Source organism: Paenibacillus sp. FSL P2-0173, from assembly GCF_038008045.1.
Lineage (GTDB): Bacteria > Bacillota > Bacilli > Paenibacillales > Paenibacillaceae > Paenibacillus > Paenibacillus polymyxa_B.
Window position 1 is genome coordinate 20,081 of record NZ_JBBOYK010000002.1, and the last position, 16,682, is coordinate 36,762.

14 protein-coding genes are annotated in these 16,682 nt (G+C 48.3%); 4 read left to right on the top strand and 10 right to left on the bottom strand.

The features are described 5' to 3' along the window. Window positions 1-26 precede the first annotated feature (26 nt). Complete coding sequence (locus tag MKX30_RS10300; protein WP_028542333.1) at window positions 27-881, bottom strand: DMT family transporter; 855 nt, start codon at window positions 879-881, stop codon at window positions 27-29. 17 nt (window positions 882-898) lie between these two features. After that, window positions 899-2,362 (bottom strand): glycoside hydrolase family 1 protein, encoded by a 1,464-nt coding sequence (locus tag MKX30_RS10305; protein ID WP_341062807.1) that lies wholly within the window; start codon window positions 2,360-2,362, stop codon window positions 899-901. A 154-nt stretch (window positions 2,363-2,516) separates the two neighbouring features. On the opposite strand from MKX30_RS10305, the gene MKX30_RS10310 reads away from it, so the two are divergent. Beyond that, window positions 2,517-3,494 carry a LacI family DNA-binding transcriptional regulator gene (locus MKX30_RS10310; RefSeq protein WP_068940816.1) on the top strand — a complete coding sequence of 326 codons (978 nt, stop codon included), beginning with the start codon at window positions 2,517-2,519 and terminating at the stop codon, window positions 3,492-3,494. A gap of 12 nt (window positions 3,495-3,506) precedes the next feature. Here the strand turns inward: MKX30_RS10310 and MKX30_RS10315 are convergent, their stop codons facing one another. From MKX30_RS10315 to MKX30_RS10350, 8 genes are all read right to left on the bottom strand, one after another. After that, window positions 3,507-4,262, bottom strand: coding sequence for a LutC/YkgG family protein (locus MKX30_RS10315; RefSeq protein ID WP_075154143.1), 756 nt, complete (start codon window positions 4,260-4,262; stop codon window positions 3,507-3,509). Beyond that, a complete protein-coding gene (locus MKX30_RS10320) occupies window positions 4,255-5,775 on the bottom strand; it encodes a LutB/LldF family L-lactate oxidation iron-sulfur protein (RefSeq protein WP_341062808.1) in 1,521 nt (506 codons plus the stop codon). The genes MKX30_RS10315 and MKX30_RS10320 overlap by 8 nt, the downstream gene beginning before the upstream one ends. Then, on the bottom strand, window positions 5,772-6,500 hold the full coding sequence (locus MKX30_RS10325) for a (Fe-S)-binding protein (protein ID WP_025724218.1): 729 nt from the start codon (window positions 6,498-6,500) through the stop codon (window positions 5,772-5,774). Before MKX30_RS10325 ends, MKX30_RS10320 begins: the two co-directional genes overlap by 4 nt. A 268-nt stretch (window positions 6,501-6,768) precedes the next feature. Continuing rightward, window positions 6,769-7,527 (bottom strand): DeoR/GlpR family DNA-binding transcription regulator, encoded by a 759-nt coding sequence (locus MKX30_RS10330; RefSeq protein WP_023988422.1) that lies wholly within the window; start codon window positions 7,525-7,527, stop codon window positions 6,769-6,771. A 20-nt stretch (window positions 7,528-7,547) separates the two neighbouring features. Next, complete coding sequence (gene rhaB / locus MKX30_RS10335) at window positions 7,548-9,023, bottom strand: rhamnulokinase (protein WP_028542338.1); 1,476 nt, start codon at window positions 9,021-9,023, stop codon at window positions 7,548-7,550. After that, window positions 9,020-10,240 (bottom strand): L-rhamnose isomerase, encoded by a 1,221-nt coding sequence (gene rhaI, locus MKX30_RS10340; protein WP_025724216.1) that lies wholly within the window; start codon window positions 10,238-10,240, stop codon window positions 9,020-9,022. The genes rhaB and rhaI overlap by 4 nt, the downstream gene beginning before the upstream one ends. A 353-nt stretch (window positions 10,241-10,593) precedes the next feature. Next, window positions 10,594-12,663, bottom strand: coding sequence for a bifunctional aldolase/short-chain dehydrogenase (locus MKX30_RS10345; RefSeq protein ID WP_341062809.1), 2,070 nt, complete (start codon window positions 12,661-12,663; stop codon window positions 10,594-10,596). A gap of 263 nt (window positions 12,664-12,926) precedes the next feature. Beyond that, window positions 12,927-13,940 (bottom strand): LLM class flavin-dependent oxidoreductase, encoded by a 1,014-nt coding sequence (locus tag MKX30_RS10350; RefSeq protein ID WP_075154139.1) that lies wholly within the window; start codon window positions 13,938-13,940, stop codon window positions 12,927-12,929. Between the two features lie 245 nt (window positions 13,941-14,185). Here MKX30_RS10350 and MKX30_RS10355 point away from each other — a divergent pair, with 245 nt between their 5' ends. From MKX30_RS10355 to MKX30_RS10365, 3 genes are all read left to right on the top strand, one after another. Continuing rightward, window positions 14,186-14,662 (top strand): Rrf2 family transcriptional regulator, encoded by a 477-nt coding sequence (locus tag MKX30_RS10355; RefSeq protein WP_081327414.1) that lies wholly within the window; start codon window positions 14,186-14,188, stop codon window positions 14,660-14,662. A gap of 31 nt (window positions 14,663-14,693) precedes the next feature. Beyond that, window positions 14,694-15,575, top strand: a complete 882-nt coding sequence (hslO, locus tag MKX30_RS10360) for an Hsp33 family molecular chaperone HslO (protein ID WP_341062810.1) — start codon at window positions 14,694-14,696, stop codon at window positions 15,573-15,575. 264 nt (window positions 15,576-15,839) lie between these two features. After that, complete coding sequence (locus MKX30_RS10365; RefSeq protein ID WP_341063001.1) at window positions 15,840-16,562, top strand: class I SAM-dependent methyltransferase; 723 nt, start codon at window positions 15,840-15,842, stop codon at window positions 16,560-16,562. Window positions 16,563-16,682 lie beyond the last annotated feature (120 nt).

The following is a 16,682-nucleotide window of genomic DNA, read 5'->3' on the forward strand; positions in this document are numbered from 1 at the left end:
TTTATTAAAAAAAGCCTTCCATCCGCTTACTGCGGCTTCGGAGTCCCTGAACGATTCACAATCCAGATGCCCGCCAGTACTAAGAAAATGCCAAGCAAGGTAGCCGCTTTGAGCGCCTCGTGAAGAAAGATCCAGCCGGACACAACACCGATGATAGGAACCAGCAACAGCGTAACAGAAGCTTTACTAGCTTCCATTCTAGTGAGAATATGAGTCCACAGCAGGAATGCAAGAGCAGACGCCACAATGCCGGAAAATAAGATATAAAAGATCGACGCAGCGCTAAAGTTCGGCTCCCATCGCTCAAACAACAGGGAGTACAATAACAATCCGAGCGCACCGAACGCCATCTGCCAGGTCGTGAACTGGGTTTTATCGCAATGCTGGAGCTTGAGCTTGATAATCAGGTTCGAAAGTGCCCAAGCAATCGCTGAACTCACCCCAAGCAGCATGGCCCACAAATTGCCGCCCAAATGAATGTCCATAGCAAATAATAGCCCCAGGACCCCTGTAGCAATTCCAATCGTTTTGCGTGTATTCAGCCGCTCACCTGGAATCATAAAATGAGCCATAATGGATAAAAACAGCGGCATGCTGTACGTAAGCACGGAGGTTAAGCCCGCATTAATGTAGTTCAGGGATATCTGAATCGCAATATTAAAATAGGTAGTCTGGAGAATCCCGCAGAGTATATACCATTTTATCGTGTGCCTGTCAGGGTTCGGAACCCGTTTCCACATCAGAATTCCGAACAGAAGTAGCGTCCCTGTGAGAAACCGGAGAGCCGCAAATTGAACAGGTTCAAAGGCTCCATTGCCCAATTTCATGATGACAAAATTAAAGCCCCAGATCAGGCATAAGAGCAGGCTCAAGCCTTTCATGCATCATACGCCTCCGTTTAGAGCACTTCTCCGCCCGATTCAATCACTTTTTTATACCAGTCAAAGCTTTTTTTCTTGTAGCGGTTCAGTGTTCCGTTGCCCAGATCATCCTGGTCGACGTAGACGAAGCCGTATCTCTTGGATGCCTGTGAGGTCGAAGCACTGATCATGTCGATGGGACCCCAGGCGGTGTAGCCGAACAGGTCCACTCCATCCTCAATGGCTTCCCTCATTTGCTCGATATGTTTTTTCAGATAGTCGATACGGTAATCATCGTTAATGGTGCCGTCAGGATTCATTTGATCTGTCGCACCCACGCCGTTTTCTGAGATGAACAGTGGCTTTTGATAGCGGTCATACAGGTTATTAAGCGCATAACGTAATCCTTTAGGATCAATCTGCCATCCCCACTCGGACTGCTCGAGGTAAGGATTCTTCACGCCACCAATCAGATTTCCGCTTGCTTTGGCATGCTGATCGGCAGTGGCACTGGCATTGTTGGACATATAGTAGCTCAGGGACACGAAGTCCACGAGGTTATCTCGCAAGATTTCATCGTCGCCAGGTTCTTTATGCAGAACAACACCCTTTTCTTTGAACATACGTGCGGTATAGGACGGATAATACCCTCTAGCTTGTACATCACTGAAAAAGAAGGACACTCGTTCTTCCTTTTGGCATTCAAGCACATCATCCGGATTGCAAGTATTCGGATAAAGCAACAGATAGCTGATCATACACCCAATCTGGGAGTTCGGTATAATCTCATGACAGGCTTTGACTGCCAGCGCGCTAGCTATAAACTGATGATGGGCAGATTGATACTTGTCCTGCTCCAGATTCGGGTGATTCTCTTCAATGATCCCCGCGCTGACAAACGGATGGTGTTTGACACAGTTCATTTCGTTAAACGTAATCCAGTACTTTACTCTATCCTTGTAACGGGTAAATACAGTCTCGGCAAAACGGACGAAAAATTCAATCAGTTTCCGGTTTTTCCAGCCACCATATTCGGTGACAAGATACAAAGGCATATCGTAATGGGTCAGCGAGATGACAGGTTCAATTCCTTTGGCCAGCAGGGCATCAAAAACCTTGTCATAGAATTGCAGCCCTTTCTCATTGGGTTCTGTCTCGTCGCCATTCGGGAAAATACGTGTCCAGGAAATGGAAGTGCGGAAGCATTTAAAACCCATTTCGGCCAGCAGATTAATATCTTCTTCATAACGGTGATAGAAATCATTTCCCCGACGTTTTGGATAATTTTTGGTGCTGTTTGGGTCCAATGCTTCCTTGACCTGCGCATGGGTCATCATATGCCACTGATCCAGCCAATGCTTTTTGTCGAGTGCTGGATCAAAGGTAAATACATCAGAAATCGAGAGTCCTCTTCCATCTACGTTGTAAGCCCCTTCAATCTGCATGGCAGCGGCTGCCCCGCCCCATAGAAAGTTCTTGGGAAAACCTTTTGCCTGTTGCATGTTGCATTCCTCCAAGTAGGTTATAATTTGTGAAGAAGTATGCGGAACCCATGTCCTTCAAATGCATCCCGGATTGCTGCATACGCTTTATGCTTTCATGCTACAATCTGGGATGCATTCCAGGTCAAGAACTAAATTTTTGGAGTTGAATGTCATGCATAATATAAAAAGAATTGCTGAAATTGCGGGGGTATCGACAAGTACCGTATCTCGAGTGCTTAATCATCATCCATATGTCAGTGAAGCAACGCGGACCAGGGTGATGGAAGTCATTCGGGAACTGGATTATATTCCGAATATTAATGCGGTGCAGTTGAAAGTAGGCCGTACCAAGGTTATTGGGATCATGACCCCAACGATTAACAATTATTACATGCAAATCATCAAGGGAGTATCCAATGCGGGTAAAGAGCAAGATTATCAGGTTTTGATCTACCAGACGGAGGAAAATCAGGATTTGGAAAGCGCGGCGTTAGAGCTTTTGAGGCAGAAAAAAGTGGACGGGATCGTCATTTTACGGCGTATGCTGGATTGGTCTGCTGTGAGGCATTACACCAAGTATGGGCCGATTGTGACCTGCGAGCCATTAAAAAATAAAGAGATTTCATCCATTTATCTCGATCATTATGAAGGATTTCGGATTGGATTAGAGCATTTGGCCGAGCTGGGATTTAGAAAAATCGCCTGCACCGTAGGCAGAAAAAACAGCGTAAACAGCCAAAGAAGACTCCAGGCCTATTATGACCTGCTCGCGGCAAGGAAGCTGCCAGTGAATGAGGAATGGTTGCTCAGTGGTATCCATACGGTGCAGGACGGAATGCGAGCGTTCGCCAAGCTGGAGTCTTTAAAGGAACGTCCCCATGCCATCATGACAACCAATGATTTGGTGGCATGCGGTATTATCTCAGCTGCTCGTAGTAAAGGGTGGAAGGTTCCAGGAGATTTAGCAGTGGTCGGCTTTGAAGCTGACGAAAGTCAGGTAGCCGACGCCATGGGACTGACCAATATTACGAACCCATTGCAGCGAATCGGACAGGAAATGTTCCGTACATTATATCAGCAATTGAACGGACAGCCTTTGGAGCCAGCCTCCCTTGCTTTTGAATTGAAGGTCCGCCAGTCTACCTGCTAATCCATCTACAAACTAACCAATCAACAGTGTATAGACGATACCCGGCCCGTGTACACCGATCGTCAGATCATTTTCAATATCCGACGAGCGGCTCGGTCCAGTAATAAAATGAATGCCTGCGGGCAATTGCTCACGCCCGGCTTTGTCAAAGCGGTTTAGAATTTCGCCCAGTCGTGTTCGCAAGCGCTCTACTGGCAGAAGAATGATCAGTGCAGTTGGCAAAAGGCTGACTGCACGGCCTTTCTCCGGCGAGGATAACACCGCTACCGAACCGGTGTAAGCAGCCGCTTCGTCGGCGATGACGATGCCAATATCCGCCTCAGCGGCGCGGGCCTTCCAATCCTCGACTGGATCGGTGTTCCACACCGTTAAACGGACTTCCGGCAGCACCGATTCCAGCTGGAGCGCATCCAGGTCCGGCTCATTCTGCCGGACGATATAGGCCGCTCCCAGCTCTCGCGCTTTGTGCGCGATCCAGTCTGCGGTCTGCTCCAAATCCGGCAGACGCACGACATGCCCGCCAACACTTGTAAAGTTGGCGGTGAACTCCTCGATGCGCTGCTCCGTGCTCCATTCGAATTCGTGCCAAAATGCAGGTGCCCCGCGAAACGGCTGAACTGGCGGCTCCGTTTGTCGTGGACGCTTGAGCCGCTTCGCGATGCCGTCCATAAAGCGTACCTGCTTGGCACGGGATTCTGCTTCCATTTGATGAAGCCACGTTTCATGGGCCGCTTTTGCTTGCGCAGAAGGATTACTCTGTTCACTCATGCTGCATCCCTCCTTTACTTCTATCTGCCAAAATCTTCTCCATTCGGCTCAGAACATCCGGCTGCATCACGTTGCGTTCCTGCTCCAGCTTATGCTCCAGCGTGTTCCATTGCTGACGGAAGGATTTTTTCGCCAAAGAGGGAGCCACACGGTACGTATTCCATCCCTTTAGGGGGCCCAGCTTTAGGGTAATTTTGCCCTTACGAACGACCGCTTTCTGGGCAATCTGCCCTAGCCGAATCGCCGCTGCGAATCGCTTCGAGCTGGAAACCACAGTCGCAAAACCTTTCATTCCTACTGTTTCCAGCTTATCTCCTTGTCCCGCCTCTACCTTACGTCTACGCAAATATACCAGCATATCATGCAGCGGTATTTTGACCGGACAGGCTTCATAACACGCACCACACAGACTGGACGCACTCGCAATATCGTTCCACTCTTCGATGTTGCCATGAAGGGCAGGCGTAAGCACTGCACCGATAGGGCCACTATATGTCCCGCCGTACGCGTGCCCGCCAATGTGTCGGTACACCGGACAGGCATTCAGGCAAGCCCCACAGCGAATGCAATTCAGCAACTCTTGAAACTCGGGATTGCCTAGCTGTAGTGAACGTCCGTTATCTACGATGATGATGTGCATTTCGTCAGGCCCATCGGCATCTTGGCTGCGCCGAGGGCCTGAAATACCAGACATGTACATGGTCAGCTTCTGTCCAGTAGCGGATCGTGGCAGTAATGTAGCCATCACCTCCAAATCCGTCCAGGATGGAATAATCCGTTCCATGCCCATCAGCGTAATTTGCGTTTTGGGCAAAGTGGATACCATTCGTGCGTTGCCTTCATTTTCAAACAGGACCATGGAGCCTGTCTCGGCGATGGCAAAATTACACCCGGTCATGCCAATATCCGCTTCTAGAAACTTCTCACGCAGCTTTTTGCGGACAAAGCCCGCCAAAATCGTCGTATCCGCGGACAATTTCTCCCCTGCTTCTTTGGATAACAGCTCGGCAATCTGATAGCGGTTTTTGTGAATCGCCGGAATGACGATATGAGACGGGGGCTCTCCTGCCAGTTGAATAATATATTCACCGAGGTCACTTTCAATCGTCTCGATATCCGCCCCTTCCAGTGCCTGATTCAAATGCAGCTCCTCCGACACCATCGACTTGGATTTGACGACGGAGCGGGCTTGGCTATGTGCAGCAATATCCAGTGTAATACGTACGGCATCGGCTGCTGTGTCGGCAAAATGAATATGCACCCCGTTGGCACGGGCATTTTCTACAAATAGATTTAAGTAATAGTCCAGATGGGCAATGGTATGCAGACGAATTTGACGGCCCCGTTCACGCCATTCCTCCCAATTTCCGTGCTGCTCTGAAGCCACCCGCTTGCCGTTACGCAGCCGCTCCGTAGTGAAACGAACTGCATTCCGCAGAAAATCATCATTTAGGGCCAGCTCTGCGCATTTTTTGACCTTTTGGTTCATGGAATGTGAGTGTACGGCGGTCATGCGTGCTTCACCCCTTCGTACAGCAGCTCAGCCAGATGCATCACCCGAACTGGCTCCTCCCGATACCGAAGATTTCCGGCAATGTTCATCAAGCAGGCCATATCTAGTCCGACCAGTACCTCGGCTTCGGTCTCCCTGATGTGGTCCACTTTTTCAGTCACCATCGCTCCCGAAATATCCGGCATTTTCACCGCGAAAGTCCCGCCAAAGCCACAGCAGTCCTCAGCAAAGGGAAGTGGTACTAATTGCAGCCCCTTTACACTGCCAAGCAGCTTCATCGGTTCCTCCTTCACGCCGAGCAAACGTGTGCCATGGCAAGACGGATGGTAGGTTACCGTATGCGGAAAAGACGCGCCCACATCGGTCACGCCAAGCACCTGCACCATAAATTGCGTAAACTCATACGTCTTTTGCTCCAGCCTCCGTGCCGAATCGAGCCATTCGGGTTCATCCTTAAACAACTCCGGGTAATGATGAATCATATATGTGCAAGAGCCGGAAGGAGATACGACAAAATCGCTGTCGTTAAACGCTTTCAAAATCGTTTTAGCCGCAACCCTCGTTTCATCCCAATAGCCGCTGTTATAGGATGGCTGTCCGCAGCATGTCTGTATCTTCGGAAAATCCAGCTGAACACCATATCTGACAAGCAAGCGTGCCATCGCTTCCCCTACCTTGGGATAAATCGCATCACTTAGGCAGGTAATAAATAAAGATACCTTCATACGGAACACCCTTCCGTCCATGGAATAGCTATTACTTTATAACTGAAAGGTTACCTAGAGTGCCGCTGCGCAGTCAGATGGTGCTTCCCATCGCTGTTGCCCCCAGATTCTTTACTCAATGCTAAAAATCCGGGGGAAGTGATACTTTAGAAGCTTGCAGTGGGATTCTCACTTATAACTTTTTTACATCATCAAAGAATCCCACTGCAATAGCGATCGTAAGACCAAATGAAACGCAAAGCGGCCTTCACCTTGGAAACTCCCCGCTTCACACAACCGTAACTGGAATAGCCAGCTCCGCAAGTTGACTGCGAATCGGGTCCGACAACCGCGAATCCGTAATAATCTCGGATACCTGCGACAGGTTCACGACGTGCGTAAACGCCTGTTGCCCAAATTTGCTCGCATCCGCCAGTAAAATCACACGGTCTGCAATGCTGACCATTTTCTGCTTCAAACGAGCTTGCAGTTCATTTGATTCGCTAATACCGCGATCCAGATGAACCCCCTGGCTGGAGAAAAACAATTTATCCACATAATAGGTTTCTAGTGAACGCTCTGCGAGCGGGCCTACAAATGACAACGAGCGTTGAAGCAACTGCCCCCCTGTCGAAATGACCTCGATTTTTTCCTTACCCGCCAGCTCTGTAGCTACCCGAATTGAATTTGTTAATATTGTCAAAGGAATATCCGGTAAACTTGACGCCATATACCAGGCGGTTGTGCTGGCATCCAGCAAAATACGATCATTCGGCTGAATCTGCTTGACCGCTTCCTCGGCAATCCTACGCTTTTCCTCTGCGTTCATAATTTCCCGTACCGCATAGGGCGTTTCAGGCTGCTCGTTTTTGACACTGACCGCTCCCCCATGCGAACGGCGCAGTCGTCCCGCCTGCTCCAGGCGGTCCAGATCACGGCGGATCGTTTCCTCCGTTACTTTGCACAACTCACTCAATTCGGACACCCGTATGCTTCCTTTTTCATTAACGAGCTGCACAATCATCTCATATCTTTCTGCGACCAGCATGGCAATCTCACTCCACATCTTTAATGTACAAAAAGTCCCGCCACCCGCCGGAATTGCCCGTAGGCATCCTCCCACGCTTCTGACTCGGCAGGTTCATATTCCTCCACGGAAATAGAATCCGCGATGACCCGGCGTGCTTCCCATATATCGGCGAACTTTCCCTGTGTCATCCATTGTACCGCAAGATTGCCGATTGCGCTCGCTTCTGCAGGTCCCGCCCACACTGGTTTTTGAATCGAATTAGCTGTCCATTGGCACAGCAAGCGATTTTGAATCCCTCCTCCGACCATATGCAAACCATTAAACCGTTGTCCTGACACCTGCTCCGTAAGCTCCAAAATGTAACGGTACTTTAACGCCAGACTCTCCAAAACACAGCGCGTGATTTCTCCCGGCGTCTCGGGCAATGGCTGCCCGGTGTTGCGGCAATATTGGCGAATACGTGTTTTCATATCCCCGGCGTGCAGAAACAGTTCATCGTCCGGGTCAATCAAAGAAGTGAATGCTGGAGCCTGTTCTGCCATATGAACCAGTTCGGGGAAGGAATAGGAGTATCCCTGCCGCTCCCATTCTCTGCGCGCCTCCTGTAAAATCCACAAGCCCATAATGTTTTTAAGCAGCCTGTAAGTTCGACCGACCCCACCTTCGTTCGTAAAATTAAAACGAAGCGTATCGTCATTGATTACAGGCTGTGCCGTTTCCGTTCCCATCAGGGACCATGTTCCGCAGCTCAAGTACGCAAACGAGTGCTCCAGCGCAGGCACGGCAGCCACAGCAGATCCCGTATCGTGCTCTGCTACTGCAATTACAGGAATCGCCCCAATACCCAGATCGGTCATGACCGACGAGCGGATAGTTCCTGCAACATTTCCTGGCTCCAGTACCTCACCAAACCAGGAACGGGGAATATTGATTCCAGACAAAAGCTCATCATCCCATTTTTGCTGCAACGGATTATATAATTGCGTGCTAGTCGCATTCGAAAACTCATTGTACATTTCACCTGTCAGAAAATACCGCAGCAGATCTGGAATCATCAAGAAATGCTTTGCCTGCTCCAGCAACGGTGAACTCGCATTTCGCATAGCAGCCAGCTGATAAATCGTGTTAAACGTCAAAAACTGAATGCCTGTACGCTGAAAAATGGAGTCTTTTCCCAGCCGTCTCTGTATTTCTTCCATCACCCCGTGGGTGTGCCAATCCCGATAATGATAAGGGTTCCCCAGCAATTCTCCGGTTTCCCCAATTAATCCAAAATCGACCGCCCAGGAGTCAATCGCAAGACTGGACGGATTCACTCCCATATGCTTGGCTTTGAGCAATCCTTGCTGAACCTCGTGATACAGACGCAACAGATCCCAGTGCAGACGCTCCCCAACCTTGACCGGATCATTCGAAAAGCGATGAATTTCCTCCACCACTATACGTGAATCTGTCAATTCTCCGAGTAGAACCCTGCCGCTGCTTGCCCCCAAATCATAAGCGAGGATGCTCACCAGCTTGCACCACCCTTGCCTCTTTGCAAAATCTGCGTGCCATACTCAGACGCTAAATAGGCTTTCATCGGGTCTGCCGGTAACCCTTGCTCTTCACGGATCGCTCTGAGCAATGGTGCCACATCGAACTCAAACGCTTGGCGCACGGCATCCTCCGCACCCAGCACATCCTGGCGACTCGCCGCTTCCTCCACCTCTGCATGATTGATCAGAAGTGCCTTCGCATATTGAGTCTGCACATTCAGCACCGAGCGAATCATCGCCGGAATTTTGGGTTCAATATTGTGCGATTGGTCGATCAAATAAGCAATTTTATCGACGGTATGGCGAATATCCGCATCCACATCCTGAGCCGCATTCAAAATCTGATAAAAAATCAAGAACAGTTCATACGGATTCGCGGAGCCCACGATCAGATCATCATCCGCATATTTGTAGCTATTAAAATGAAAACCACCTAATCGCTTCTCATCAATTAGAAACGCGACAATATGCTCCACGTTGGCTCCCGGCAGATGATGCCCTGTATCCACCAGCACCTGTGCCTGCGGCCCCAGCTTGGTTGCGAAATTGTACGCCATACCCCAATCGGCAATATCCGTATGATAAAAGGCTGGCTCGAACGCCTTGTATTCAATCAACATGCGCATGTCAGGAGTAAGCGCCTTATACATTTCACTGAGCGCTTCCAGCATCCAATTTTTCCGTTTGCGAATGTCTCCCTGACCGGGATAATTCGTTCCATCTGCGAACCATAAGCTAAAATCGTTAGAGCCCGTTTCCTTCGCAATATCCACGCATTCCAGCAAATGGTTGATGGCCTTGCGGCGGATGGCCGGGTCTACATTGGTGACACTGCCGAGCATGTAGTCCTCGTCTTGAAACAGATTGGGATTCACGGCCCCAATCTGTAGTCCCAAGCTTTCGGCATGACTGCGAAGCTTGCCGTAATTGTCTACTGTATCCCACGGAATGTGGATCGCAACGGATGGACATAGGCCTGTCACGGCATGAACTTGCGCGGCATCCTCCAACTTTTCGAACGGGTCACGCGGCACGCCTGTTTTCTGAAAGACTTTAAATCGTGTACCCGAGTCACCATATCCCCAGGATGGTGTTTCTATGCTAAGCGCTTTCAGCTTTGCCTTTACTTGCTCCAGGTCAATGCCCCGTTGTTGCTGTTGCTCCTCGAATAAGGCGTACGCTTTGTCACTCATCGTGGTTCCTCCTTGGAAAATGAAGTGAGTTACGGGAGGCCGCTTCGCGTGCGGATTGTTCTTCCGATCGCTGTTGCAACGGGATTTTTCATTTTATAACACATGATAAGGTTAAAATCCCGTTGCAAAGGCGAACACATCGTTTCTTCAGAACAATTCCGCCCGCTCTGCTGCTGACCACCCATAAAGTCACTTCTATTTTTAAAGTGTTAGTGTGTATAAGCCCTTCGAAACTATCGTCATGTGGCTTGGTTTAGTGAAATAGATTAGTACATTAAATTAGTTCATTATAATACCTAAGTGTTGAGCCGTTGAAATGAGTCTATCGCTTACATAGGTTCATTTTAATTCGGCTAGCGTGTAAATGCTGCGGGAACGCCACCGTCGATGGTCAGCATACAACCTGTCGTTTTCTCTGCCTTGGATGAGGCGAAAAAGGCAATGCCCTCGGCGATATCCTGCGGGTAAATGTTGACCAGCAGCGTCGTCCGTTTGCGGTAATGTTCCTCCAGCTGGTCGGGCTCAATCCCGTAGGCGGCAGCGCGCTCGTTGCGCCAATTGGAGTTCCAGATTGCCGAGCCTTGCAGAATGGCATCCGGCAAAATGGTGTTCACACGGATACCATATTCACCGCCTTCTGCGGCAATACAACGGGCTAAATGCGCTTCCAGCGCCTTGACCGAGCTGTAGGCTGTTACATTTTTTCCTGCGTAGACCGAGTTTTTGGAGCCGACGAACACCATGCTGCCGCCAAGTGTCTGCTCCTTCATGAGCTTGAACGCTTCTCGTGCAACCAGAAAATAACCCGTTCCCAGCACATTCACATTTAAATTCCATTCCTTTAACGATGTTTCATCGAACGGACTGGATGTAGCAAGGCCTGCATTGTTGACGATGGTATCTACACCGCCATAGGTCAATGCCGTTTCTGCATAGGCAGCCTGAATTTGCTCCTCCTGCGTCACATCCATTTTTACGGCGATGGCACGATGTTCTCCGTAGCTACTATTTATCTCTGCGGCTACCTTTTGCGCGCCTTCCAGATTCAGATCTGCCAGTACGACATGTGCGCCTTCATCCACCAAACGACGTGCGGTTGCACTGCCAATTCCGCCTGCACCGCCTGTAATGAACGCAATTTTACGGGAAAATTCAGCTTCTGCTGGCGCGAGTGACAGCTTATAAAGCTCCAGCGGCCAATATTCCACGTTATATGACTCGTTCTCGCTGAGTGAAACAAATTCTCCTAACGCCGTTGCTCCTCGCATGACAGCAATAGCACGATGATACAAGGCGCCGCTTACCTGCGCGTTGCTCCAGCTTTTTCCTGTGTTGATCATACCAATACCCGGAATCAAAATTACACGTGGCGTAGCCTCAAACATAACATCTCCCTCATGCCGATTGCGCTCGAAATAAGCTTGATACTGCTCCTTATAGGCTGCTATACCCTCGGCAAGCTTAACTTTCAAGCCCTCTACATCCTCCACATCCGGTGTCCAATCTACATAGAGTGGCTTCATCTTGGTATGGACCAGATGATCCGGGCACGCAGCCCCGACCTGGGATAAAGCAGCAGAATCCCGGCCGTTCACAAACTCCAACACATCCTCCGCGTCATCAAAGGTGAGGATCATCTTTTTCTCATCACTGACTGCACCACGGACGGATGGCATGACCTGGGATGCAATGCTACGGCGTTCTTTATAAGTAAGCGCTTTATATTTTGTGCCTCCAAATGCCTGCTTTTCCTCTTGACGAGCTCTAATATAGCTTTCTGCTTCTTGAATGATTTCGATTGTTTTCGCATAAGCCGCTTCGGATGTCTCTCCCCACGTAACCAGACCATGCTTTTCCATCAATACCAATTCAGCTTGTGGATGATCGAGTACACCTTGGGCAATCATTTTCGATAGCTTAAAGCCAGGACGGATATAAGGCACCCATACAAAACGGTCACCGAAAATTTCCTTAGCGATTTCCTTGCCGTTGTGCGCACAGCACAAGCTAATAATCGCGTCCGGGTGTGTATGATCCACATGTCTAAAAGGCAGAAAAGCATGCAATAGCGTCTCAATTGAAGCCCGTGGATGCTTGGCATCTATCATACAGTTCGCCAAATATGCGACCATATCCTCGTCAGACATATCTTCCCTTTCAAATAAAGGACGAATATCCTCCATACGAAGCCCTGTGAAGTTATGCGCTTTCATTGTTGCGAGATCGGAACCGCTGCCCTTAACGTACATCACTTCTACTTCACGCCCACGAAAATCTTGTATCATCGTTTTGGCCGAAGTGTTGCCGCCTCCCCAGTTGCACACACTCCTATCTGTGCCAATCAGGTTAGAACGGTATACGAGCTGTTCCAGCGTGCTTTTCTGCTCAGATGCTTGTGAAGAAATCCACAGACTTTGTACCATAGGAAAAAGACCTCCAAGTTTAGTTTTAGTTTTGAAAGGCTTTATTACAGTGGTTATTCTTTGTTTATGGAGACTATAACACTTTTGTTTTAATTTGAAAATAAGTAATACAAAAATAATCAAAAATAAATTTTAATTTTTACCCATCTATAAAACGGATATATTCATTGTAAAACGATCATTTCCACGCAGAAAATAAAGGCCATGTCAGAATCGGTTATAAGAACCTTTCTGGCACAGCCTCATTTGTTTAACTCATCTAATTACCCAACTATACGCATCACTTTGGCTAGCAGCTCGTACGAGCGCAGGCGCGCTTGATGGTCATATACCTGAGAGGTTGTAATCAGCTCATTGGCTCTCGTCTGGTCGATTATCAAATCCATCTTTTGCTTGACGGTGTCAGGACTGCCGATGGCTGAATACCCCAGCATATTACCACGAACCATCTCCTTCTCGTGCTCACTCCAAAGCTTTTCCATGTCATCCACTGGTGGCTTCAGTCCTCCGCTGTGCCCGCGCAGCACATTTAGAAACTGCTGTTCTTGTGAAGTAAAGAGCCATTTTGCTTCCTCATCAGAATCTGCAACAAGCACATTAACACCGACCATCACATATGGCTTATCCAGTGCTTTGGATGGCCGAAAATTGCGATGATACAACTCTAAAGCCTGTAGCAAATGAGCCGGGGCAAAGTGGCTGGCGAACGCGAACGGCAACCCAAGCTGACCTGCCAGCTGTGCGCTGAATCCGCTTGATCCCAGTAACCAGATGGGAATGTCCAGCCCCTCTCCAGGAATCGCTCTTACTCCCGGAACGGCTCCGTTTAGCGCTGGATTCAGGTAAGAACGCAGCTCATTCAATTGCTCGGGGAAATCTTCCCCAGTACTGTGAAGCCCTCGCCGCAGTGCCCTCATCGCGGGTTGATCCGTGCCTGGAGCCCGGCCAAGTCCCAGATCAATTCGTCCCGGATAGAGCGACTCTAGGGTTCCAAACTGCTCTGCAATCATGAGTGGAGCATGGTTAGCCAGCATGATACCGCCTGAACCGACCCGAATCTTGTTTGTATGTGCAGCTACATGCCCGATGATCACGGACGTAGCCGCACTAGCGACCGCCTGCATATTATGATGCTCCGTTAGCCAGTACCGATGGTACCCCCATTGTTCAGCATGCTGGGCAAGATCCACCGTATCGCGGAAGGAATCGGCAGGAGTGCCGCCTTCAATGACGGGTGCAAGATCTAATATAGATAGTGCAACGTTACGCGTAGTCATTATATATAAACCCCCTGTCAAAATATTATTTTACATATTTCCCTCAACGCCTTAATTCTTTGACCCATCAATTGATACGTCAATTATGATAATGTGTTCCGTTATGAATTGCAAATGATTTAAATTTTTAGTTTTTATCAAAAAACAGTTTACTTTTATAATAAGCTCATCTATTATGCAATATATGTGGATAATATTTATCCACGTTAGCCTGGTTATAAATATTGAGGTGATTGCTAGTGCATATGAAAACAGGTGTCGAACAATCTGTCTACGCTCTTCTTCTACTCACGATGCTGCCGGACAAAGCCGTTTTACCTGGGGAGGCCATCAGCCAGCAGTTAGGTGCTTCACCTACTTATTTTCATAAACTGTTACGAAAATTGGTTAGCTCCGATTTGATTACTTCTGTACCTGGTGTCAAGGGCGGGTTCAAATTAAAGAAAAAACCTGAGGATATACGGGTATTTGATATTTATCTAGCGATTGAGGGACAACAAACCCTTTATTCTTCCAGTGGTATATACAACGAAATGCTTGAATTAAAGAAAGACGATGAGTGTTGTTTACTGGCAAATTTGATGGAAGAAGCGGAAGCCTCCTGGAAGGCAGTTCTGAAAAGAGAAACCATCGCGTCACTATCCGCTGACTTTTTTAAAGAAGGATATGATGACAAAATTACTTCTTTAGAGAACTGGATTCAGGAAAAAATGGTCTTGTAAAGAACTCTAATTAACAGAAAGGAATATGAACATGAACGATTATTTAGTAAAAGCTCTTGCCTACAACAATCAGGTACGGGCTTATGCCGTGAGAACAACGGAAACGGTAAGTGAAGCCCAACGGCGTCATTATACCTGGCCCACAGCATCGGCTGCATTGGGACGTTCTATGACGGTCGGCGTCATGCTGGGAGCCATGCTTAAGGATGAGGATAAACTGACGATCAGAATCAACGGTGGCGGACCTATCGGCACCATTCTTGTCGATACCAACTCCAAAGGTGAAGTTAGAGGTTATGTAAAAAATCCACAAACCCATTTTGAGCTTAATCAGATAGGGAAATTGGATGTCGCCAGAGCTGTAGGAACAGATGGAGCGCTAATTGTATCCAAAGATATCGGCTTAAAACACCCGTTTGTTGGACAGGTCCCTCTCATATCGGGTGAACTGGGCGAGGACTTCACATCTTATCTCGTCCAATCCGAACAAATTCCTTCTTCTGTGGGAGCGGGAGTTATTGTTAACCCAGATAACTCTATACAGGCGGCTGGAGGTTTTATTATTCAGCTGATGCCAGATACACCAGAAGAGGTTATCAGTTTTATCGAGAGACGTATTGAGAGCATTCCAAGCATCTCCGCAATGGTCATGGAAGGTCTTACACCAGAGCAGATTCTGGGTCAGATTTTAGGAGAAAGCAACATAAACATACTGGAAACCATGCCTGTACAATTTCATTGTCCCTGCTCAGAAGAGCGCGTTACCAATGCCATTATCAGCTTAGGGAGTAAGGAAATAGAAGATATGATCCATACCGATGGACAGGCTGAAGCTCATTGCCACTTTTGTAACGCACACTACCATCTTACCAAAGAAGATCTCGAGGGCATGCTGGAAACAAACATCATTTAAATATGGCTGTTCCCAAAAAGTAGGTTTAGCTACTGGGGAACAGCTTTTTTCTTTCCCAATGCTTCCGATGGTTTCTTAATCCTAAACACGGTAGACTTGTTCATGATGTAAGTGATAATGTTATATTATTCCAATCACTTGAGATGAGGTGCGCTATGCTCGAAAGATACGCATGAAATTCTAGCTTATTATGATGGCGGTGCAGAAATAGGCAGGTTAGAGCGAGGCATAGGAAAAATAGAACTGGAAAGATCAAAAGAAATCATTTCACGTTATCTCAGGGAGTCTACTCATGTTATTTACGATATCGGCGGCGGTGTAGGGGTCTACTCTTCGTGGCTGGCGGAGCTGGGATACGAAGTTCATCTATTTGATCTATCTTCCCAAGCCATTGAATTCGCTCGTCAGCAGCAACTGAATAAACCCATCATCAGCAAGCTGGAAACCGCGGATGCCAGAAATCTTGATCGTAAAGATGAAAGCGCGGACATCGTGCTATTGATGGGACCTTTATATCATTTAACGGAACAGAAGGAACGAGTAAAAGCACTGCAAGAAGCAGCGCGTGTCTTAAAAAAAGGTGGAACGCTGATTACTTCAGCTATTTCCAGGTTTGGCTCGCTACTGTGGGGGCTATCGGTGTACGGTGAGTGCAATACTATTGTGGAGGAAGATGCGTTCATGGATATGGTCAGACAGGAGCTAACAGATGGTCAGCATGTGCGCCCTGCTGCTTATCCCTCTTTTCTCACACGCCCCTACTTCCATACACCGGATGCCTTGCGCGCAGACTGGCAGGCGGCTGGATTGCCGAAGCCTCGTGTACTGGGCGTGGAAGGACCCGTCTGGATTGCACCCGGATTTGAGGAAAAGTGGGTGCTTCCTTCCCATCGCAGCCGCTTGCTGGATATATCACGGCAGGTTGAAGAGCAGGAATCCGTAATCGGTATGAGCCCGCATATGCTTGCGGTAGGTACCAAGTCTTAAAACTCAGCACCTCTACAATTACGGTCAGATGCCGCTGCTTTAATAGTTCACGATCTATTGCTACGATATCCTCTCCAAGCGGGTTAGCTATACCGTCCAAATGCTGAGTAAACGTCATTC